The sequence below is a fragment of the Pseudomonas sp. B21-035 genome (assembly GCF_024748945.1).
In the GTDB taxonomy this organism is placed as follows: domain Bacteria; phylum Pseudomonadota; class Gammaproteobacteria; order Pseudomonadales; family Pseudomonadaceae; genus Aquipseudomonas.
Genome location: NZ_CP087179.1, coordinates 2,438,806 through 2,457,926, shown reverse-complemented (window position 1 = coordinate 2,457,926; position 19,121 = coordinate 2,438,806). Strand labels below are relative to the sequence as shown.

Here is a 19,121-nt window from a genome sequence, read left to right as displayed (position 1 = left end):
GTCAGTTACCGGCAAGTTCTGCGCGGCCCCTGGCCAGGTAGCGGTCCATCTCCTCGCGCGGCACCATGCTGCCGCCGGTGCCCCACACCAGGTGGGTGGCGCGGGCCATGCGCGCCTCACTCAAGCCCAGGCGCTGACGGTAGCCCTGCTGCTCCTGCAGCACAGTGCACATGCCCGCGAGCCCGGCCAGCGCCGACGGCTCGAGTTCGATGCCCTCACACGCCTGCATCTGCGCCAGCTGGCGGTACAGGGTGGCGTCGCTGACGGTGTAGTAGCCATCGACCAGGCGCTGCAACGAACGGCCGACAAAGCCCGAGGGCCGGCCCACCGCCAGGCCGTCGGCGGCGGTCTGGTTGTCGATGCCGAAGTCGTACACCGACACCGCGTCGTGCAGGCCGGTGTACACGCCTAGGAACATGCACGGCGAGTGGGTCGGCTCGGCGAACAGGCAATGTACCGCGTCGCCAAAGATCTGCTTGAGGCCAAAGGCCACGCCGCCAGGCCCCCCGCCGACGCCGCAAGGCAGGTAGACGAACAGCGGGTGCTCGGCATCCACCACGATGCCTTGTTCCGCCAACTGGCGCTGCAGGCGCTCGGCGGCCACGGCGTAACCGAGGAACAGGTTCAGCGAGTTTTCATCATCGACGAAGTGACAGTGCGCATCGCCCTCGGCCTCCTTACGGCCCTGCTCCACCGCCACGCTGTAATCGGCGCTGTACTCGCGCACCTCGACGCCGCAGGCGCGCAGGCGCTCCTTTTTCCACTGGCGGGCATCGGCAGACATATGCACGGTGGCCTTGAAACCCAGGCGCGCGCTGATGATGCCGATCGACAAGCCCAGGTTGCCGGTGGAGCCGACCGCCACGCTGTATTGGCCGAAGAACGCCCGGGCGGCATCGCTGTCGAGCCTGGCGTAGCTGTCGCCCGGTTGCAGCAGGCCGCCTTTGAGGGCCAGGTCTTCGGCATGCTTGAGCACTTCATAGATGCCGCCACGGGCCTTGATCGAACCGGAAATCGGCAGCAGGTTGTCGGCCTTGAGCCACAGCGCGCCGTTCACTGGCAGTTGCTGCTCGGCGCACAGCACCGCCTGCAACGCGTGCAGCGCCACCAACGGCGATTCAATGATGCCGGCGCTGGCCGAGGTTTCGGGGAATGCCGAGGCGATGAACGGGGCAAAGCGTTCGAGCCGCGCGCTGGCCTCACGGATATCCGCGGCGGTCAGCGCCACGTCAGCGAGGGCTTCGGCGCTCGGCGCCAGGGCCGGGTTGAACCAGCAGGTCGGGCGCAGCGCCACAAGACCTGCGATCAACGGATGACTTTGGCACCAGGCAGTAACGGATTTTTCCAGCGGCATCGGGCAGCTCCATGAGGCGAATGCAACGATTAAGCGTCAGCCCCGGGCGCATTACAACCGATGCCTGCTCAGCCCATGGCTGAACCTGCTTCAGCCATGGCCCGCCGTGCAAGGCGCTGCACTTCTGCTACCTTGGGAATACCCTCTTCTTGTGCATCACACACAGGTGACCCCTCATGGCGCGCACCACCCCTATCGAGCTGTACCGCAACATCGGCATCGTCGCCCATGTTGACGCCGGCAAGACCACCACCACCGAACGCATCCTGTTCTACACCGGGGTCAACCACAAGATGGGCGAGGTGCACGACGGCGCCGCGACCATGGACTGGATGGCCCAGGAGCAAGAGCGCGGCATCACCATCACTTCGGCGGCGACCACGGCGTTCTGGCAGGGCTCGACCAAGCAGTTCCCCGACAAGTACCGCTTCAACATCATCGACACCCCCGGCCACGTCGATTTCACCATCGAGGTCGAGCGCTCGCTGCGCGTGCTCGACGGCGCGGTGGTGGTGTTCAGCGGCGCCGACGGTGTCGAGCCGCAATCGGAAACAGTCTGGCGCCAGGCCAACAAGTACCATGTGCCGCGCCTGGCCTACGTCAACAAAATGGACCGCCAGGGCGCGGACTTTCTGCGCGTGGTCAAGCAGATCGACCAGCGCCTGGGCCACCACCCGGTGCCGATCCAGCTGTCGATCGGCGCCGAGGAACATTTCGCCGGGCAGATTGACCTGGTGAAGATGAAGGCCATCTACTGGAACGACGACGACCAGGGCACCAGCTACCGCGAAGAAGAGATTCCCGCCGACATGCTCGCGCTTGCCAACGAATGGCGCGCGCACATGGTCGAGGCCGCCGCCGAGGCCAACGACGAGTTCATGGAGCTGTACCTCAACGGCCAGGAGCTGAGCAACGAGCAGATCAAGGCCGGCCTGCGCCAGCGCACCCTGGCCAACCAGATCGTCCCGGCGATCTGCGGCTCGTCGTTCAAGAACAAGGGCGTGCCGCTGATGCTCGACGCGGTCATCGACTACCTGCCGGCGCCCTCGGAAATCCCGGCGATCAACGGCACCGACCCGGACCACGAAGACAAGCACCTGGAACGCCATGCCGACGACAACGAACCGTTCTCGGCGCTGGCGTTCAAGATCGCCACCGACCCCTTCGTCGGCACCCTGACCTTCGCCCGGGTCTACTCCGGCGTGCTCAGCTCCGGCAATGCCGTGCTCAATTCGGTCAAGGGCAAGAAGGAGCGGATCGGGCGCATGGTGCAGATGCACGCCAACCAGCGCGCCGAGATCAAGGACGTGTGCGCCGGCGACATCGCCGCGCTGATCGGCATGAAGGACGTCACCACCGGCGACACCCTCTGTGACATCAACCAGCCGATCATCCTCGAGCGCATGGACTTCCCCGACCCGGTGATCTCGGTGGCGGTCGAGCCGAAAACCAAGGCCGACCAGGAGAAAATGGGCATCGCCCTGAGCAAGCTGGCCCAGGAAGACCCGTCGTTTCGCGTGCGCACCGACGAAGAGACGGCGCAGACGATCATCTCCGGCATGGGCGAGTTGCACCTGGACATCATCGTCGACCGCATGCGCCGCGAGTTCGGCGTCGAGGCCAATATCGGCAAGCCGCAGGTGGCCTACCGCGAGAAGATCCGCAACACCTGCGAGATCGAAGGCAAGTTCGTTCGCCAGTCCGGCGGTCGCGGCCAGTACGGCCACTGCTGGATCCGCTTCGCCCCGGGCGATGAAGGCAAGGAGGGCCTGGAGTTCGTCAACGAAGTGGTCGGCGGCGTGGTGCCGCGTGAATACATTCCGGCGATCCAGAAAGGTATCGAAGAACAAATGCAAAACGGCGTGCTCGCCGGTTATCCGCTGATCGGCCTCAAGGCTACGGTGTTCGACGGCTCGTACCACGACGTCGACTCCAATGAGATGGCCTTCAAGGTCGCCGCCTCCATGGCCACCAAGCAACTGGCGCAAAAAGGCGGCGCGGTGCTGCTGGAGCCGGTGATGAAAGTCGAAGTGGTGACCCCCGAAGAATACCAGGGCGACATCATGGGCGACCTCAGCCGGCGCCGCGGGATGATCCAGGAAGGCGGCGAGACCCCGGCGGGCAAGGTAGTGCGCGCGGAAGTGCCGCTGGGCGAGATGTTCGGCTACTCCACACAGATGCGCTCGATGACCCAGGGCCGCGCCAGCTACACCATGGAGTTCACCAAGTACGCCGAGGCGCCGGCGAGCATCAGTGAGGCGATCATCAAGAAACAAGGCTGATACACCGACCGCTCGCCCCCTGTGGCAGCCGGCCTTGCCGGCGATGGGGTGCGCAGCGGCCCCACCTCGAACAAAAGCCGATTGAACTCCCACCCCTGCCGCCCTATCCCAATGCTTAGGACCCGCCCAAAAGCCGCAGGACACCGCCATGGCCAAGCCGTTGCAGGAGTACGCGCGCAAGCGCAATTTCGACGCTACCCCGGAGCCCGCAGGCCATCAGCGCAGCGGCAAAAAAACCGCCCACGCCCTGCAGTACTGCATCCAGAAACACGACGCCAGCCACCTGCACTATGACTTTCGCCTGGAGCTGGACGGCACCCTGAAAAGCTGGGCCATCCCCAAGGGCCCGTCGCTGGACCCCAAGGTCCGGCGCCTGGCCGTGCACGTCGAAGACCACCCGCTGGACTACGCCAGTTTCGAAGGCACCATCCCCGAAGGCCATTACGGTGCCGGTGATGTGATCGTCTGGGACCGTGGGGTATGGATTCCCGAAGAAGATCCACACAAGGCCTATGCCAAGGGCAAGCTGCGCTTTCGCCTGCAGGGCGAGAAACTCTCGGGCATCTGGAACCTGTTTCGCACTCACCTGGCCGGCAAGAAGGAGCAGTGGCTGCTGATCAAGTCCAACGATGCCCAGGCGCGCCCGCAGGCCGACTACGACATTCTCGAAGCCGAGCCAGACAGCGTGGTCAGCGAACGCACGCTGCCCACGCGCACACCCAAGGCAGACGGCAACAGCGAACTCGGCGGCGCGAAAAAAGCTGCCCTGCCCGCCTCGCTCAAGCCGCAACTGGCCACCCTGGTAGAGACGCCGCCCGAAGGCGACTGGCGCTACGAAGTCAAGTTCGACGGCTACCGCATCCTCGCCCGCATCGAAGGTGACGAGGTGCGCCTGTTCACCCGCAACGGCCATGACTGGACCGACAGGCTGCCCCGGCAAGCCAAGGCCCTGGCCAGGCTCGGCCTGCACTCGGCCTGGCTCGATGGCGAGATGGTGGTGGCCAATGAGCACGGCGTGGCGGATTTCCAGGCCCTGCAGAATGCCTTCGACCAGCAACGCGACGAGCAGATCCTCTATTACCTGTTCGATGTGCCCTACCTCAACGGCATGGACCTGCGCCAGTGCCCACTGGAGCAACGGCGTGCGGCGTTGGCAAAGGTGCTGGAAAAGGCCGATGAAAAGCGCCTGCGCTTTTCCGCCGACTTTGACCAGAGCGTCGAATCGCTGCTCGACAGCGCCTGCAAAATGCAGATGGAAGGCCTGATCGGCAAACGCCTGGGCAGCAGCTACCTGAACCGGCGCAGCAGCGACTGGATCAAGCTCAAGTGCAAGCAGCGCCAGGAGTTCGTCATCGTCGGCTTTACCGAGCCCAAGGGCTCGCGCGAGGCCTTCGGCGCGCTGTTGCTGGCCCTGCATGATGACAACGGCGAGCTGCGCTATGCCGGCAAGGTCGGCACCGGGTTCAACAGCGCGACCCTGGCCCATATTTACCAGCGCCTCAAACCCCTCGAAGTGGCCAGGCCGCAGTTTGCCAAGCCGCCCAGCGGCGCCGAGGCCAAAGGTGTGCACTGGCTCAAGCCAAGGCTGCTGGCCGAGGTCGCCTATGCGCAGATGACCCGCGACGGCGTGGTCCGCCATTCGGTGTTCCATGGCCTGCGCGACGACAAACCGGCCAAGGCCATTGGCCTGGAGCAACCCGTGAAAACCCCGGCAAGCAAAACCGCCAAGCTGCACCTGACCCACCCCGACCGCGTCATCGACGCCAGCACCGGCATCAGCAAGCGCCAGGTCGCCGAGTACTACGCCCAGGTCGCCGAGTGGATCCTGCCGCACCTCAAGCGCCGCCCGGTGGCGCTGGTGCGCGCACCCGATGGCCTGGCCGGCGAGCTGTTCTTCCAGAAGAACGCCGCGCAATTGAACATCCCGGGCCTTGAGAGCCACGCCAAGGCCGAAGCCGGCCAGGCGCTGATGATCATCGACCAGGCCCGGACCCTGCTCGGCGCGGTGCAGATGAACACCCTCGAGCTGCACACCTGGAACGCCACCGCCAAGGATTTCGACAGGCCCGACCGCCTGATCCTCGACCTCGACCCCGACCCGGCGCTGCCGTGGAAGGCCATGCTCGAAGCCACCCAGCTGACCCTGGCGCTGCTCGACGAACTGGGCCTGCAGTCATTCCTCAAGACCAGCGGCGGCAAGGGCATGCACATTGTCGTGCCGCTGACCCGGCGCGCCGGCTGGGACGAGGTCAAGGACTTCAGCCAGGCTATGGTCCAGCACCTGGCCGGGCTGTTCCCCGAGCGCCTGTCGGCGGTGTCCGGGCCGAAGAACCGGGTCGGGCGGATCTTCATCGACTACCTGCGCAACGGTAAAGGCGCGACCACGGTTTGTGCCTATTCGATCCGCGCCCGCGAAGGGCTGCCGGTGTCGGTGCCGATTCGCCGTGAAGAGCTGACCGAGCTTAAAGGCGCGAACCAGTGGAACCTGCTCAACCTCGGCGAACGCCTGGCCGCAGGCGATGACCCTTGGGCCGGGTATGGCCAGGTACGCCAGTCGATCAGCAAGGAACTGCGCCGGCGCATGGGGGTTGAGTCATGAACCACCTGGAGCTGTTACAGACCTTCGCCCGTCGCCCGCAGGCGCTGACCCTCGACCGCCAGTTGCAACGCTGCCTGGAACAATGCCGGGAAACCGGTCTCGACCAACTGCCGCTACCCGGTCATGGCCGCACCCTGCAGCGCTGGCAGGTACTGGCCGAGGTCGCCGGGGCTGATCTGGCCCTGGCCAAGCTGTTCGAGGGCCACACCGACGCCCTGGCGATCATCCATGAGTGCGGCGCCAGCCATCTGGACCCGGCGGGCAGTTGGGGGGTATGGGCAGCCGAGCCGGCCAATGCGCGGGTGCGTATCGTCCGTCGCACCGGCAACGACGTGCACCTGCAAGGCCGCAAGGCCTGGTGCTCCGGCGCCCTGCAGATCGACCGGGCGCTGCTCACCGCCTGGGACGAACAAGACCGTCCGCAACTGGTGGCGGTGGCCTTGAACCAACCGGCGCTGCGCATCTTCAATGACGGCTGGCAGGCGGTCGGCATGGCCATTACCGCCAGCGTCGATGTCGAGTTCAACGACTGCCCGGCGCACCTGGTCGGCAGTAGCGGCCAGTACCTGTCGCGACCGGGCTTCTGGCACGGTGGCGCTGGCATCGCCGCCTGCTGGTATGGCGCGGCGCAGACCCTGGGCGAGTTCTTGCTCGAACATTGCCGCAGCCATGAAGACGCCCACGCCCAGGCCCATCTGGGTGCAGTCGACGCTGCGCTTGCCGGTGCCCGGGCGGCCTTGCATGAAACCGCGGCGTGGATCGACGGCCATCCCGGCAGCGATGCCGAGCTGAGCGTCCGGCGCCTGCGCGCGCAGGTCGAAAACGCCGCGCTGTGTGTGCTCGATCACGTCGGCCGGGCCCTGGGCGCGACGCCGTTCTGTCGCGACAGCCAGTTTGCCCGGCTCAGCGCCGACCTGCCGGTGTTCCTGCGCCAGAGCCATGCCGAGCGCGACCTGGCCGAGCTGGGCCGGCAAGTGCGTGCAACCCCCGAGGGAGGCTGGCGGCTATGACCCTGCAACCACCGCAAAACCCGATCCAGGCGCCGGGCACACCGCTGGCGCACTGGCAAGCGTCGGCGATCCTGCAGTCGGTGCCGGCAATTACCCATGACCAGTTGGTGCCTGTTGGCAGGCGCCTGGTAGTGGTCGCCCCGCACCCGGACGACGAAGTGCTCGGCTGCGGCGGCGTGCTGGCTGGCATGCGCGGCCGTGAACACGAGTTGCTGCTGGTCTCGGTCAGCGACGGTGAGGCCAGCCACCCCGATTCGCGCCACTGGACCAGCGAACGCCTGCGCCAGCAACGCCCACGGGAAAGCGCCGATGCCCTGCGCCGCCTCGGGCTGGACCTGAGCCGCCTGAGCTGGCTGCGCCTGGGCCTGGCCGACAGCGCCGTGGCCAACCATGAACGCTGGCTGGCCGAACGCCTGGTGCAGCTACTGCGCGCCAGCGACCGGGTGCTGACCACCTGGCGCCTGGACGGCCACTGCGACCATGAAGCAGTAGGCCGCGCTTGCGCCCGCGCCTGCGACACTGTCGGTGCGCGCTTGATCGAAGTGCCGATCTGGGCCTGGCACTGGGCCCGCCCCAGCGACCCGCGGCTGCCCTGGCAGCGCGCCCACAAGCTGTTTCTCGACCGCGCGGTGCTGGCCCTCAAGCAACAGGCCATCGCCGCCCATACCAGCCAGTTGCAGGCCGACGAGCAGACCCCGCCGGTGCTTGACCGCGAGGCCCTGGCCCGCCTGCAGCAACCCTTCGAACTGGTGTTCACATGAGCGTCTCGGCCAGCTACTTCGAGCACCTGTTCGCGCACAGCGACGACCCCTGGGCGTTTCGCACCCGCTGGTACGAAAAACGCAAGCGCGAGCTGCTGCTGGCCAGCCTGCCGCGCCAGTACTACGGCCGCGTATTCGAGCCGGCCTGCGCCAATGGCGAACTCAGCGCCGCCCTCGCCGAGCGCTGCGAAAGCCTTTTGTGCCAGGACCTCAACGCCACCGCCGTGCAACTGGCCGCTGAACGCCTGCGGCCCTGGCCCAACGCCGAGGTTACCCAAGGCTGCCTGCCTGGCGACTGGCCGGCCGGCGAGTTCGAGCTGATCGTGCTCAGCGAGATCGGCTACTACCTGGACCCCGGCCAGTGGCTGGAAGTGCTGGAGCGCGCCACGGCCAGCCTGACCTCTGACGGCGCCCTGCTGCTGTGCCATTGGCTGCACCCGATCGACGGCTGCCCGCAAACCGGCCACCAGGTCCATGAACTGCTGGCGGAGCGCTTGCCGTTGTACCGCAGCCTGCGCCACGAAGAGGCTGACTTTGTTCTTGAATACTGGTGCGTCCAGCCTTATGCCATCGACCTTGACGAGCCCTGCCTATGATTGCCGTGATTGTCCCCGTGCATAACGAAGAACAACTGCTCGGCCGCTGCCTGCGCGCCCTTGGCCGTGCCGCCCGGACGCTAACGGCGCGGGGCGAAGAGGTACAGACAGTGGTGGTACTGGACGCTTGCAGCGATGCCAGCGAGGCCGTCGCCCGCGCCCATGGCGTGGAGCTGCTCAAGTTCCAGGCGCGCAATGTCGGCCAGGCGCGCCGCGCCGGTGCGGCGTTGATGCTCGAGCGTGGCGCACGCTGGCTGGCCTTCACCGATGCCGACAGCTGCGTCCCGGCCGACTGGCTGTTGTGCCAGTTGGCCTTTGCCGCCGATGCGGTGTGCGGCACGGTGCATGTCGAGACCTGGCAAGCCCACCAGGATGCGGCGCTGCGCGAACGCTACCTGGCCCATTACCAGGCCCGCGAAGGCCACCGGCACATACACGGCGCCAACCTCGGCATCTGCGCCCGCGCCTACGAAAAGGTCGGGGGGTTCCAGCCATTGCCGCTGCACGAGGATGTGCAACTGGTCAACGACCTGCAGCAAAGCGGCGCACATATCGTCTGGACCGCGCGCAACAGCGTGTCGACCAGCAGCCGCAAGGACTGCCGGGTGCGCGGCGGCTTCGGGGATTTTCTCAACAACCTGAACGGCCTGGCCTGAACAGAGAAACCTGTTAACCGTCCGCCGCACTTTTTCACAAATGCCCTCAAGTTAATCATCAGCGCGGTTCTTATGATCAGGCCTGCTTGATCAACCACGAGGGAGAAACACCATGGATGTCAGTTGGCAGTATCTGAGTACCCCGGCCGCCGAGTACTTCAGCGAGGTACTGCAGACCACACCTGCCCAGGTCAAGAATGACATGAGGCAGATTTTCAAGCGCCTCACCGCACAGGCTGGCCCCGGCTGTGTCTTCAGTGTGGAAAAACAGCAGGCCTTTGTGCTCGAAGGCGCTACCGGCTATGCCGACATCGAGCAGCGCAGCCCTTTGACTGCCGACTCGGTGTTCAACCTTGCCTCGGTTTCCAAACAATTCACCGCCTTCGCCATTCACTTGCTGGCCCGCGAAGGCAAGTTGTCGCTGGATGACTCTATCCGCCGCTACGTACCTGAGCTGGGCAGTTACGCCGATCCGGTGACCTTGCGCCACCTGCTGCATCACAGCGGTGGCCTGCCCAGCTACGAGGATGCCGCCCAGGCTCAAGGCATCGCCGATACCCAGCCCCTGACCCAGGCCCAGGCCCTCGCCTTGCTGGCAGCACAGAAACAGGCGGAGTTTGCCCCCGGCACAGAGTTTTCCTACAGCAACAGCGGGTATTTCATGCTCTCGCTGGTGGTCGAGCGCGTCAGCGGCAAGAGCATCCGGCGCTTTTCCCAGCAGGCGATCTTCACACCGCTGCAGATGACCCATACCCGGATTGTCGACCAGTACCCGCTTGATTTCGCTGTAGTGCGGGGTTACACGCGTGCGCTGTGGGGCCCGGTCAAACTATATGAGAGCCCGTGGGAGGTGACCGGCGACGGCCAGGTGCATTTCAGCGTACGCGACCTGATGAAATGGGGAGCCAATCTGCACAGCGGCAAAGTGGGCGGCCCCGACCTGCTGGCGGTGATGTCCAGAAGTGGCCCGCGGGTGGCAAGGCACCATGAGGACTACGCCATGGGTTTGTCGCCGCGGCCGTACAAAGGCACGCGCCTGCTCGAACACTCCGGTGGCTGGGCCGGCTATGCAACGCAGTTCATGTACTTTCCGGATGCGCAAACCACCGTTGCAGTGTTGTGCAACGAAGAAAACATCGACGCCAGCGAATACGCCACGAAAATCGCCGACGCGTTGGCGCTCGAAAAGTGGACCCATCCCCTCTAGGCAAGCCTGCACCTCAAGCCGGTGGCGTGAGAACCGCCTCGATGTGGCGCGCTTGGGCAAGGTGAGCCTTGATGAAGTCGATCCAGGCGCGGACCTTGCGCGGTACGTGGCGGCTGGACGGATACAGGGCATACACGCTTTGCGGCGCAAAACCATAGCCGGGCAGCCCATCGAGCAACTGCCCGCTGGCCAGCTCATCGGCCACCAGCCAGTCCGGCAACAGCGCCACGCCTGCGCCCTGCACGGCAAAGGCACGCAGGATCGAGGCATTGTCGGCGATCAGCAATGGCGTGCCCTGAGGGGCATACTCCGAACTGCGCGCCTTGCTGTCGACCAGCGCCCAGCGGTTGTTCTGCTCGAAACGGCTGTGCACCAGTTGCGGCAGCTGGGCCAGGCGCGCGGGTGAGTTGATCAACTGCTCGCCGTGGGCAGCCAGCAGGCCGGGCGCCAGCACCAGGCGCACCTGGTAGCTCGCCAGGCATACGCCACGGTAATCGGAGTCGTGTGCCTGGCCCAGGCGGATGGCGACATCGAAGCGCTCGCGCACCAGGTCGACCTGAGCGGTGTGGGTTTCCAGACGCACGCTCAGCTGCGGGTGCAAACGGCAGAACGCTTGCAGTGCCGGGGCGAGCACCTTCAGCCCGTACTCAACCGTGGTGGTAATCCGCAGGCTGCCCTGCAAGCCGGCGTGCTCGGCGCGCGCTTCGTCGATGGCGATGCGGGCATCTTCGACCAACAGCAGGCAACGCTGGTAAAAGCGCTCGCCGGCATCGGTCAGGGCGATGCGCCGGGTGGTGCGGGTCAGCAGGGTGACGCCCAATTCAGCTTCCAGTTGCTTGATGCTGAAGCTGACCGCAGCGCGGGTTTGCTGCAAGCGCTCGGCGGCGCCGGTGAAGGAGCCTGCCTGCACCACGGCGCAAAACAGTTCGAAACGGTCGAGGCTGACCATGCGGTGCAATCACCATTGTCAAAATAATTCGACCAATCTGCCGATTCTTCGCACCTTATTCAAGCATTCGCAAGGTTCTAGACTGCGCCCCTCTCAAGCCTTGCGAAGCGCTCATGCCCTATCGTGCGAAAGTCACCCTGGTCTATCTGCTGGGTTTCACCCTCGACCTGCTCAACATGTTTGCCCTCAACGCCGCTTATCCAGCCCTGGGCCAGGAACTGCACGCCTCGGTGGCGCAACTGAGCTGGAGCAGCAACCTGTACATGCTCGGCCTGACCCTGGTGATCCCGCTGGGCACCTGGCTGGCCACGCGGCTGGGTGAACGGCAAACGCTGCTGCTGTCGCTGGCGCTGTTCGGCCTGGGCTCGGCGCTGGCAGGCAGCGCCGGTTCGATCGACAGCCTGCTGGTCTGGCGCCTGCTGCAAGGCCTGGGTGGCGGCCTGCTGATTCCGGTGGGCCAGGCCATGGCTTATCGCCTGTATGCGCCCGAGCAGCGCCACCACCTGACCTCACTGGTGATGATGGTCGCCTTGCTGGTCCCGGCGTTGTCGCCGGCACTGGGCGGGGTGGTAGTCGATCAGGGCTCGTGGCGCTGGATCTTCTTCGCCATGCTGCCGCTGAGCCTGATCACCCTTGCCCTGGTGCTGGCCTGGCTGCCGGCAAACCCGCTGTTGCCTGCGCCGCAGCCAATGCTGGAGTTGCGCCTGCTCGGCCAACCGCTGCTGCGCACGGCGATGCTTATCTACCTGTGCGTGCCAGGCGTGTTCATCGGCGCCAACCTGGTGGCCGCCCTGTACCTGCAGCAGCGCCTTGGGCTCAGCGCCACGGCCACCGGCGCCCTGATGCTGCCCTGGTCAGCGGGCGCCCTGGCGGCGATCGCCTGGGTGCGCTGGCGCTTCAACCTGAGCGGCCCCAAGCGCCTGCTGATTGCCGGGATGCTGATCCAGTGCGCCGCCCTGCTGTGGCTGGCCCTGCCCTCGGTTGCCGGGCACCAGGCCTGGCTGGCGCTGATCTTCGCCCTGCTCGGCATGGGCAGCAGCCTGTGCAGCAGCAGCGCGCAAAGCCTGGCGTTCCTGGCCATTGCGCCGGCGCAAATGGGCCAGGCCAGCGCCTTGTGGAACCTCAACCGCCAGCTGAGCTTCTGCCTCGGCGTCGCCGTGCTCGGCGCCGTGCTTAACCGGTTGCTGCCCGATGACCAGGCGTTCCGGCACACCTTCATCCTCGCCGCGCTGCTGACCCTGATTCCGCTACCGCTGGTGCTGAAACTGCCCGGGGCTCGCGGCCTGGGGCTTACTACCACTACTACTTGAGATGTGCCCATGACCCATCCCGCTTTCACGGAAGTTCTCGACGCCCACGTAGCCATCGAACAATGGCTGTCCGGCGCAGCCCACGCCACAGAGCTGGACGCATTGATGGCGCGCTTCAGCGCGCAGTTCTCGATGATCAACCTGCCCGGCCAAATCGTCGATTATCAGGGCTTGCAGCAACTGTTCGCCCACGCCCACGGCCAGCGCGCCGGGCTGCAAATCAGCATCGATGAGCTGCAAGTGATTGGCGAAGGGCCAAGCCTTTGCGTGGTCAGTTATCGCGAATGGCAGGTCGATGACGCCGGCAATCGCTCGGTGCGCCGCTCGACCGCAGTGTTCGAGCGCCACGATGGCGCCCTGCGCTGGCGCCATCTGCATGAAACCACCGTGGCCGGCTGATCAGGCCTTCTTGCGCGGCTTGCTGCCGGCAGGCTTTTTCGCCGCTGGCGCGGCTTTCTTCGCCGCCGGTTTGCGCCCGCCCAGGCTGCGTTTGAGCAGCTCGGTAAGGTCGATGATATCGGCGCTTTTCTGCTCGCCTTCGCCTTCCAGCGGCTCGACCGTGGCGATCTTGCCCTGGCTGGCCTTCTCATCGACCAGGCTCATGATGGTGTCCTTGAAGTCGTTGCGGTATTCCTCCGGCGTCCAGTGCCCGCTCATGTCCTCGACCAGGCGCCTGGCCATTTGCAGCTCACGCTTGTCGATGCTCGAGTCGCGCACGCTGGCGTCCAGTTCCAGGCTGTCGAGGCCGCGCACTTCCTCGGGCCAGCGCAGGGTAATCATCACCATCGCGTCCTCCAGCGGGCGCAGCAGCGCCAGGTGCTGCTGGGTGTGCAGCACCACCTTGGCCAGGGCCACCTTGCCGGTGCTCTGCAAGGTTTCGCGCAGCAAGGCATAAACCTTGCCACCACGCCGGTCGGGGCTCAGGTAATACGGGGTGTCGAACTGCTGCAGGGGGATTTCGTCGCTGTCGACGAACGAGAAGATATCGATGGTCTGGGTCGCCTCGGGGCGGGCCTTGCGGATCTCCTCCTCGCTGATCACCACGTATTGGCCTTTCTGGTATTGCACGCCCTTGACGATGTGCTCGCGGGCGATCTCCTTGCCGGTGACTTTGTTCACCCGCTTGTAGCCCACCGGTTCCATGCTGCGCTCATCGAGCCAGTCGAAATCGACCCGGTCGCTGCTGATCGCAGTACTCAACGACACCGGGATGTGCACCAGGCCGAAGCTGATGGCACCTTTCCAGATGGCTCTGGCCATGACGTTCTCCCAGGGGTATTTGAAGGGCCCTTTGTCAGTCTGACTGCGCCGGTCGGTGAAGGTTTGCTGCAACTGCGCAGATCCGCTGCTGCACAGCATTGAAGCTGAACTCTGGCGCCGGCAGCCTTTCGTAAAACTAACAGCCGTCCGTTTGTTCACACCCACGGAGATACCGCTCATGAGCCCGTTCCTGCGCCCCACCCGCCTCGCCCTGGGGCTTTGCGCCCTGCTCAGCATCGGCGCCCAGGCCGCCAGCAACAATGCCTTTGTCGACGAAGCCATCAGTGCCGGCATGGCGGAAATTCAGACCAGCCAGCTGGCCCTGGAAAAAACCCGCTCGCCCGAGGTAAAGGCGTTTGCCCAGCAGATGATCAAGGATCACACTAAAGCCAATCAGCACCTGCTTGAGCTGGCCAGACAACATGGCTTCAGCGTCCCGGACGACGCTGCCCTGACCAGCAAGGCGCGCAAGATGATGCTGCAGGTGCAGGACGGCGCGTCGTTCGATGCGGCCTATGCCACCCATCAGGTCGACGCCCATGAACAGGCGGTGCGCCTGTTCGACGAAGAGAGCCGGTCGACCTCCGCCCCGGACGACCTGCGCACCTTTGCCAAGACTACGTTGCCGACCCTCAAGCATCACCTGCAAATGGCCAAGCAACTGCAAAACGCGCACCGCAAGAACTGAAGGAGGGCCCTGGAATGAGAAAGGTCAGCCCGGCCAGCCCGACCAGCCTGCAGATCGACTTTGTCCAGGACACGCTGTTCGGCCCGGTGGCCCACAGCGCCGAATGTGAAGTGCAGCTGGCGCCATTGAACATCAATGGCCTGCCGGGCCTGCGCCTGCAGGTACGCGCGCCGGTACCGGCCAAGCTTGAGCGTTCGCACAGCGTGGCGTTTGTCTGGGAGGGCCGTACTTATCGCGGGATCGTCCAGTATCACCGGCGCTGTGATGACGGTGGCTTGCAGTTGCAGCTGGAGCTGCAGTAACCCGGCTCCCACAACAGCGGTGTATACACCGGATCTTGGGCTGGGTGGTTCAAATAAATGAAACCCCGTCGCCGGCCAGACCTCCATAGAACAGGGAGCGGTGTTTTAAACCCTGTTTACCCGGAGGTCACCATGAGTACCCATCTGGTTCAACTCTTCACCCACCCCGCTGACGCCTGGATGGAAATCCGCCAGGAAGAAGAACTGCACCCGCGCCACTACCTGCCGCACCTGCTGCTGATGGCGCTGATTCCCGCCCTGTGCCTGTTCATTGGTACCACCAGTATTGGCTGGAGCCTGGCCGGCACCGAGCGGGTGCGCCTGAGTGTGGCCAGCGCCGCCGAGCTTGGGGTGCTGTTGTATGCCGCCTGCGTGGTCGGGGTGATGATCATGGGCGGGTTCATTCGCTGGATGTCGCGCACCTTCGATGCCCGCCCCAGCCTCAACCAGTGCATCGGTTTTGCCGCCTACACCGCCACGCCGTACTTTGTCGCCGGTGTCGCCGGGCTCTACCCCGGGCGCTGGCTGGCGTTGATCGTGCTGGGTGCGGCGTCGGCCTATGCGACGTTCCTGCTGTACGTTGGCCTGCCGACCTTCCTGCGCCTGCGCAAGGAAGACGGCCTGCTGTACTCGACCAGTGTCTGGGCGGTGGGGCTGCTGGTGCTGGTGACCATCCTGGTATCGATGATCCTGTTCTGGTTCAACGTCCTCAGCCCCGAATACCTGCGCCCGGCCAGCCTCGGCTGACTGGACGCAGTCGGCGTGGTTCAGGCAAGCGCCTGGGGCTTGAACGGAATCTGGCTACGCCCCAGGCGCTGCTCTTCGCGCACCTGGGCCACCAGCGCGGCAAGTTCTTGGCAGGTGGTCAGGCTATGCACCTTGATGCCGGTGACGGTCAGGCAGTCGCCCAGGCTATCGCCCTGCCCCAGCTGGATGGTCAGGTGCTCGCCATCGGTGCACGACACCACACTGTGTTCAGGCAGCAATGCCTGTTCAATCATATGGCACAACTCAAGCGTGGAAACTCCAATCAGTGACATGCTGCAATCCTCGTGTCGGAGGGCCCGACTATTCAGTTAGTACTGCGTCGGCCCTCGATGCCAATTGAAATTGCTGATGCCGCGCCGTTCCCCCATGCAGGGCAGCAATGGTCTTTCGGAAGAGCCACCCGTGGCTCGCCAAGTTCAAGGCATTCGCGGCTATCGGGGATGAACGGCGGCCCCGGACCGTTCGTCCCGCAGCGGCGAAATATTTCAAACTTTGCCTGCGCCGACCGCCTCCCAACCTGTGTAAGGCAAACGCCTTGCGAACATTCACAAGAGGAAGAGAATCATGGCTAGCAAAGACACTTCGAATCCCGGGAATTTCGCGAACGACCGGCAAAAAGCGTCTGAAGCCGGGAAAAAGGGTGGCCAGGCTTCCGGTGGCAATCAAAAGCCAAGTGACCAGAGCCGCAAGCCCGACATGGGCAAAGACCAGACCCGCAAACCAAGTGGTGGCGGCCGTAGCTAAAGGACGAAAGGCCGGCGCACGCCACGTGCGTCGGTCCCGAGGCACTGCCATGAGCCAACAGGTGATCCACTTTCATTGCCAGATCGATCAGGACACCACCGAGCGTTTTCGCGACCGCTGCCTGCAGGCCGTCGACGATGGCGCCACCTCCTTGCTGCTGTTTTTGTCGACCACCGGTGGCAGCACCAACTTCGGTTTCTCGCTGTACAGCTTTCTCAAGTCCTTGCCGGTGCCGTTGTGCGCAGTCAACGCCGGCAACATCGAATCGATGGGCATCATCATGTACCTGGCCGCTGGCGAGCGTGTCGCCGCGCCGCATTCGCGTTTTCTCATCCACCCCATGACCTGGCACTTCAGCCAGAGCGCGGTGGACCATTCGCGCCTGCGCGAATACCTGTCGAGCCTGAACAACGACCTGGAGCGCTACGTGCGCATTTTCGAGCTGGAGACTGCCCAGGCCGAGCGCAAACTGGACATCTTCCATTGCCTGTCGACCGAAGAAAAGGTCATCCCCGCCTACGATTCGCTGGCCTGCGGCATCGCCCATCGCCTGGAGCAGGTGGTGTTCGAAAAGGATGCCCGGCACCTGACCATCAGCGGCGCTCACTGACAGGCTGAAATCCGATGGAATTTTTCTACCGGCGCAGCACTCACTAGAGGCATTGAAGGGATTTTCTTGGTCACTGCTCTGTAAGGATCATTCCAGACCCATGAACAACGCAAAACTGTTCGTCATCGACTACCAGCTTCACGGCGATCACAAGTCCTTCATCATCCGCGCCGAGACGATGGACAACGCTGAAGCCTGGCACTGGGCAAGTTGCGACGCCGGTATCGGTCGCATAGGCCGGTACGGTCGCGAAAAAGTCAAAAAAGTCAGCAAGCCACTGGCCGAACGCTACGGCATTACCGATGTGACCTGGCGCCAGTCCAGCTGAGTCAGCTCAACGACGCCCACAGGTGCTGGGCGGCATAGGCGCGCCACGGGCTCCAGGCCGGTGCGTGCTGGGCCAGTTGCGCCTCGGGGCCTTCGAGCAGGCGCAGGGCCTTGACCAGTGCCACGTCGCCCAGCGGCAAGGCATCGGCCGCGCCCATCTGGCGCAAGGCCAGGTAGTGGGCGCTCCACGGGCCGATGCCGCGCAGCCGGCACAGGCGCTGGACCCAGGCCTCCAGGTCGCGCTCAGGGCGCAGCAGTTGCGGGTCTAGCAGCAGCGCCCGGGCCAGGGTCGAGAGTGTCGCGGCCCGCGAGCGCGGCATGCCCAGGCCACTGAGGTCGACGTCAGCAACAGCCTCTGCGCGGGGGAACACATGGGTCAGGCCGGGTACACACTGAAGCTGCGCGGCCAGCGGCTCGCCGTACCCCGCCACCAGGCGCCCGGCCAGGGTAATCGCCCCGGCGACGCTGATCTGCTGGCCCAGCACTGTACGCATGGCCTGCTCGAACCCATCCCAGCCCCGAGGCACGCGCAGGCCCGGGCGCAGTTCGATCAATTGCGCCATCAACGGGTCGCGGCGCAGCAGTGCTTCGATCTTCAGCGGCTCGGCATCCAGGTCGAATACTCGCCGGACCCTGGCCAGCAACCCCGGCAACGCGCCGGCAGAGCTAGCGATCACAGTGACTTTCAGCCGGTGCCCACGCGCCTTCGCGACCTGGACGATGCCCTGGCCACGAGCGAGATCAAAACTGCGGGTATAGACCCCCGCTACGACCGTCTCTACCTCGCTAATCGCCCGCGCAGCAAGAAACCCCAGCAGCGACGGCCAGTGCAAGGGTGGCTGGTAAGCCAGCCAGAAACTGATGGCGCTGGCGGGCCGAATGCTGCGGCGATGGCCTGCCAGGCTGGAAGTAGAATTCATGCGCCGATCATCACCTGGGCAACGGCAACGACGCCAGGGATTTCGACGACTGTCAGACGACGTCGGCCGGGCCACGCCAGCGCCCGGCCGTCGATCATTGAACGGCGTTACTTGCCGTTGGTGAGGGTGTTGTAGCTGGTCATCAGGTTGCGGTAGTCGGGGATGTGGTTGGCGAACAAGGTGCCCAGGCCTTCGATATCGTTGCGCCAGTCGCGGTGCAGCTCGCAGGCCAGGCCGAACCAGGTCATCAGCTGGGCGCCGGCTTGCGACATGCGGTTCCAGGCCGAGTCGCGGGTCAGTTCGTTGAAGGTACCGGAGGCATCGGTGACCACAAACACCTCAAAACCTTCTTCCAGGGCCGACAGCGCCGGGAAAGCCACGCACACCTCGGTCACCACACCGGCAATGATCAGCTGCTTCTTGCCGGTGGCCTTGACCGCCTTGACGAAGTCTTCGTTGTCCCAGGCGTTGATCTGCCCCGGACGGGCAATGTACGGCGCCTCGGGGAACTGCGCCTTGAGCTCGGGCACCAGCGGGCCGTTGGGACCGGTTTCGAAGCTGGTGGTGAGGATGGTCGGCAGCTTGAAATACTTGGCCAGGTCGCCGACGGCCAGCACGTTGTTCTTGAAACGGTCCGGGTCGATGTCTCGCACCAGCGACAGCAGGCCGGTCTGGTGGTCGACCAGCAGGACGGCAGCGTTGTTCTTGTCCAGGCGGACGTAGGGCTTGGTCATGGTCTTACTCCTTGCGTTGAGACGCCGGTGCCAGGCACCGGACA

The 19,121-nt window shown here is 64.8% G+C and carries 21 protein-coding genes; 15 read left to right on the top strand and 6 right to left on the bottom strand.

From position 1 onward, the window contains the following. Position 1: 1 nt before the first annotated feature. Positions 2–1,354, bottom strand: coding sequence for a D-serine ammonia-lyase (locus LOY22_RS11480; protein WP_213601548.1), 1,353 nt, complete (start codon positions 1,352–1,354; stop codon positions 2–4). A 176-nt stretch (positions 1,355–1,530) separates the two neighbouring features. Between LOY22_RS11480 and fusA the strand changes: the two genes are divergently transcribed. The 7 genes from fusA (at position 1,531) to LOY22_RS11445 (ending at position 10,465) form a co-directional block, all read left to right on the top strand. After that, a complete protein-coding gene (gene fusA / locus LOY22_RS11475; protein ID WP_258597530.1) occupies positions 1,531–3,636 on the top strand; it encodes an elongation factor G in 2,106 nt (701 codons plus the stop codon). Positions 3,637–3,784: 148 nt separating this feature from the next. Beyond that, positions 3,785–6,235 (top strand): DNA ligase D, encoded by a 2,451-nt coding sequence (gene ligD / locus LOY22_RS11470; protein WP_258597528.1) that lies wholly within the window; start codon positions 3,785–3,787, stop codon positions 6,233–6,235. After that, a complete protein-coding gene (locus LOY22_RS11465) occupies positions 6,232–7,245 on the top strand; it encodes an acyl-CoA dehydrogenase family protein (RefSeq protein ID WP_258597526.1) in 1,014 nt (337 codons plus the stop codon). The genes ligD and LOY22_RS11465 overlap by 4 nt, the downstream gene beginning before the upstream one ends. Further along, positions 7,242–8,006 (top strand): PIG-L deacetylase family protein, encoded by a 765-nt coding sequence (locus LOY22_RS11460; protein ID WP_093383806.1) that lies wholly within the window; start codon positions 7,242–7,244, stop codon positions 8,004–8,006. Before LOY22_RS11465 ends, LOY22_RS11460 begins: the two co-directional genes overlap by 4 nt. Then, positions 8,003–8,602: a bifunctional 2-polyprenyl-6-hydroxyphenol methylase/3-demethylubiquinol 3-O-methyltransferase UbiG gene (locus LOY22_RS11455; protein WP_258597524.1), complete on the top strand. Its 600-nt coding sequence runs from the start codon at positions 8,003–8,005 to the stop codon at positions 8,600–8,602. Before LOY22_RS11460 ends, LOY22_RS11455 begins: the two co-directional genes overlap by 4 nt. After that, positions 8,599–9,258, top strand: a complete 660-nt coding sequence (locus LOY22_RS11450) for a glycosyltransferase family 2 protein (protein WP_258597522.1) — start codon at positions 8,599–8,601, stop codon at positions 9,256–9,258. The genes LOY22_RS11455 and LOY22_RS11450 overlap by 4 nt, the downstream gene beginning before the upstream one ends. Positions 9,259–9,370: 112 nt before the next feature. Further along, the gene (locus LOY22_RS11445; RefSeq protein WP_258597520.1) at positions 9,371–10,465 is read left to right on the top strand and encodes a serine hydrolase; all 1,095 of its coding nucleotides are present in this window, start codon (positions 9,371–9,373) and stop codon (positions 10,463–10,465) included. 13 nt (positions 10,466–10,478) lie between these two features. Here the strand turns inward: LOY22_RS11445 and LOY22_RS11440 are convergent, their stop codons facing one another. Beyond that, positions 10,479–11,414, bottom strand: a complete 936-nt coding sequence (locus LOY22_RS11440) for a LysR family transcriptional regulator (protein WP_258597519.1) — start codon at positions 11,412–11,414, stop codon at positions 10,479–10,481. A gap of 113 nt (positions 11,415–11,527) precedes the next feature. Here LOY22_RS11440 and LOY22_RS11435 point away from each other — a divergent pair, with 113 nt between their 5' ends. Together LOY22_RS11435 and LOY22_RS11430 are read left to right on the top strand one after the other, a co-directional pair. Further along, positions 11,528–12,724 carry an MFS transporter gene (locus LOY22_RS11435; RefSeq protein WP_258597518.1) on the top strand — a complete coding sequence of 399 codons (1,197 nt, stop codon included), beginning with the start codon at positions 11,528–11,530 and terminating at the stop codon, positions 12,722–12,724. A 9-nt stretch (positions 12,725–12,733) separates the two neighbouring features. Continuing rightward, positions 12,734–13,123 (top strand): nuclear transport factor 2 family protein, encoded by a 390-nt coding sequence (locus LOY22_RS11430; protein ID WP_093383821.1) that lies wholly within the window; start codon positions 12,734–12,736, stop codon positions 13,121–13,123. On the opposite strand, the gene LOY22_RS11425 is transcribed toward LOY22_RS11430, so the two are convergent. Beyond that, entirely contained in the window at positions 13,124–13,984 is an 861-nt protein-coding gene (locus LOY22_RS11425) for a Ku protein (protein WP_258597517.1), read from the bottom strand. It abuts the gene before it with no gap. A 178-nt stretch (positions 13,985–14,162) separates the two neighbouring features. Between LOY22_RS11425 and LOY22_RS11420 the strand changes: the two genes are divergently transcribed. The 3 genes from LOY22_RS11420 (at position 14,163) to LOY22_RS11410 (ending at position 15,721) form a co-directional block, all read left to right on the top strand. Then, on the top strand, positions 14,163–14,672 hold the full coding sequence (locus LOY22_RS11420) for a DUF4142 domain-containing protein (protein WP_093383824.1): 510 nt from the start codon (positions 14,163–14,165) through the stop codon (positions 14,670–14,672). Between the two features lie 14 nt (positions 14,673–14,686). After that, entirely contained in the window at positions 14,687–14,974 is a 288-nt protein-coding gene (locus LOY22_RS11415; protein ID WP_045196801.1) for a hypothetical protein, read from the top strand. A 132-nt stretch (positions 14,975–15,106) separates the two neighbouring features. Next, positions 15,107–15,721 carry a Yip1 family protein gene (locus tag LOY22_RS11410; RefSeq protein ID WP_093383827.1) on the top strand — a complete coding sequence of 205 codons (615 nt, stop codon included), beginning with the start codon at positions 15,107–15,109 and terminating at the stop codon, positions 15,719–15,721. Between the two features lie 20 nt (positions 15,722–15,741). On the opposite strand, the gene LOY22_RS11405 is transcribed toward LOY22_RS11410, so the two are convergent. Next, on the bottom strand, positions 15,742–16,014 hold the full coding sequence (locus LOY22_RS11405) for a DUF1652 domain-containing protein (RefSeq protein WP_258597516.1): 273 nt from the start codon (positions 16,012–16,014) through the stop codon (positions 15,742–15,744). 292 nt (positions 16,015–16,306) lie between these two features. Here LOY22_RS11405 and LOY22_RS11400 point away from each other — a divergent pair, with 292 nt between their 5' ends. The 3 genes from LOY22_RS11400 (at position 16,307) to LOY22_RS11390 (ending at position 17,424) form a co-directional block, all read left to right on the top strand. Beyond that, complete coding sequence (locus tag LOY22_RS11400) at positions 16,307–16,486, top strand: general stress protein (RefSeq protein WP_082075430.1); 180 nt, start codon at positions 16,307–16,309, stop codon at positions 16,484–16,486. A 49-nt stretch (positions 16,487–16,535) separates the two neighbouring features. Continuing rightward, positions 16,536–17,096 carry an ATP-dependent Clp protease proteolytic subunit gene (locus LOY22_RS11395; RefSeq protein WP_045196795.1) on the top strand — a complete coding sequence of 187 codons (561 nt, stop codon included), beginning with the start codon at positions 16,536–16,538 and terminating at the stop codon, positions 17,094–17,096. Positions 17,097–17,196: 100 nt separating this feature from the next. Then, entirely contained in the window at positions 17,197–17,424 is a 228-nt protein-coding gene (locus LOY22_RS11390; protein WP_093383833.1) for a DUF6555 family protein, read from the top strand. Between the two features lies 1 nt (position 17,425). On the opposite strand, the gene LOY22_RS11385 is transcribed toward LOY22_RS11390, so the two are convergent. Both LOY22_RS11385 and ycaC read right to left on the bottom strand, forming a co-directional pair. Continuing rightward, entirely contained in the window at positions 17,426–18,343 is a 918-nt protein-coding gene (locus tag LOY22_RS11385) for a DNA-3-methyladenine glycosylase (RefSeq protein WP_258597512.1), read from the bottom strand. A 107-nt stretch (positions 18,344–18,450) separates the two neighbouring features. Continuing rightward, positions 18,451–19,077 (bottom strand): isochorismate family cysteine hydrolase YcaC, encoded by a 627-nt coding sequence (ycaC, locus tag LOY22_RS11380; protein ID WP_093383839.1) that lies wholly within the window; start codon positions 19,075–19,077, stop codon positions 18,451–18,453. Between the last annotated feature and the right edge of the window lie 44 nt (positions 19,078–19,121).

Excerpts from the sequence above, each read along its gene's own strand:
- LOY22_RS11445 (WP_258597520.1), top strand. The coding sequence starts at position 9,371 with ATGGATGTCAGTTGGCAGTATCTGAGTACCCCGGCCGCCGAGTACTTC.
- LOY22_RS11405 (WP_258597516.1), bottom strand. The coding sequence starts at position 16,014 with ATGTCACTGATTGGAGTTTCCACGCTTGAGTTGTGCCATATGATTGAA.
- LOY22_RS11410 (WP_093383827.1), top strand. The coding sequence starts at position 15,107 with ATGAGTACCCATCTGGTTCAACTCTTCACCCACCCCGCTGACGCCTGG.
- LOY22_RS11400 (WP_082075430.1), top strand. The coding sequence starts at position 16,307 with ATGGCTAGCAAAGACACTTCGAATCCCGGGAATTTCGCGAACGACCGG.
- LOY22_RS11460 (WP_093383806.1), top strand. The coding sequence starts at position 7,242 with ATGACCCTGCAACCACCGCAAAACCCGATCCAGGCGCCGGGCACACCG.
- LOY22_RS11455 (WP_258597524.1), top strand. The coding sequence starts at position 8,003 with ATGAGCGTCTCGGCCAGCTACTTCGAGCACCTGTTCGCGCACAGCGAC.
- fusA (WP_258597530.1), top strand. The coding sequence starts at position 1,531 with ATGGCGCGCACCACCCCTATCGAGCTGTACCGCAACATCGGCATCGTC.
- LOY22_RS11450 (WP_258597522.1), top strand. The coding sequence starts at position 8,599 with ATGATTGCCGTGATTGTCCCCGTGCATAACGAAGAACAACTGCTCGGC.
- LOY22_RS11415 (WP_045196801.1), top strand. The coding sequence starts at position 14,687 with ATGAGAAAGGTCAGCCCGGCCAGCCCGACCAGCCTGCAGATCGACTTT.
- LOY22_RS11420 (WP_093383824.1), top strand. The coding sequence starts at position 14,163 with ATGAGCCCGTTCCTGCGCCCCACCCGCCTCGCCCTGGGGCTTTGCGCC.
- LOY22_RS11465 (WP_258597526.1), top strand. The coding sequence starts at position 6,232 with ATGAACCACCTGGAGCTGTTACAGACCTTCGCCCGTCGCCCGCAGGCG.
- LOY22_RS11390 (WP_093383833.1), top strand. The coding sequence starts at position 17,197 with ATGAACAACGCAAAACTGTTCGTCATCGACTACCAGCTTCACGGCGAT.
- LOY22_RS11435 (WP_258597518.1), top strand. The coding sequence starts at position 11,528 with ATGCCCTATCGTGCGAAAGTCACCCTGGTCTATCTGCTGGGTTTCACC.
- LOY22_RS11385 (WP_258597512.1), bottom strand. The coding sequence starts at position 18,343 with ATGAATTCTACTTCCAGCCTGGCAGGCCATCGCCGCAGCATTCGGCCC.
- ycaC (WP_093383839.1), bottom strand. The coding sequence starts at position 19,077 with ATGACCAAGCCCTACGTCCGCCTGGACAAGAACAACGCTGCCGTCCTG.
- LOY22_RS11440 (WP_258597519.1), bottom strand. The coding sequence starts at position 11,414 with ATGGTCAGCCTCGACCGTTTCGAACTGTTTTGCGCCGTGGTGCAGGCA.
- LOY22_RS11425 (WP_258597517.1), bottom strand. The coding sequence starts at position 13,984 with ATGGCCAGAGCCATCTGGAAAGGTGCCATCAGCTTCGGCCTGGTGCAC.
- LOY22_RS11430 (WP_093383821.1), top strand. The coding sequence starts at position 12,734 with ATGACCCATCCCGCTTTCACGGAAGTTCTCGACGCCCACGTAGCCATC.
- LOY22_RS11395 (WP_045196795.1), top strand. The coding sequence starts at position 16,536 with ATGAGCCAACAGGTGATCCACTTTCATTGCCAGATCGATCAGGACACC.
- LOY22_RS11480 (WP_213601548.1), bottom strand. The coding sequence starts at position 1,354 with ATGCCGCTGGAAAAATCCGTTACTGCCTGGTGCCAAAGTCATCCGTTG.
- ligD (WP_258597528.1), top strand. The coding sequence starts at position 3,785 with ATGGCCAAGCCGTTGCAGGAGTACGCGCGCAAGCGCAATTTCGACGCT.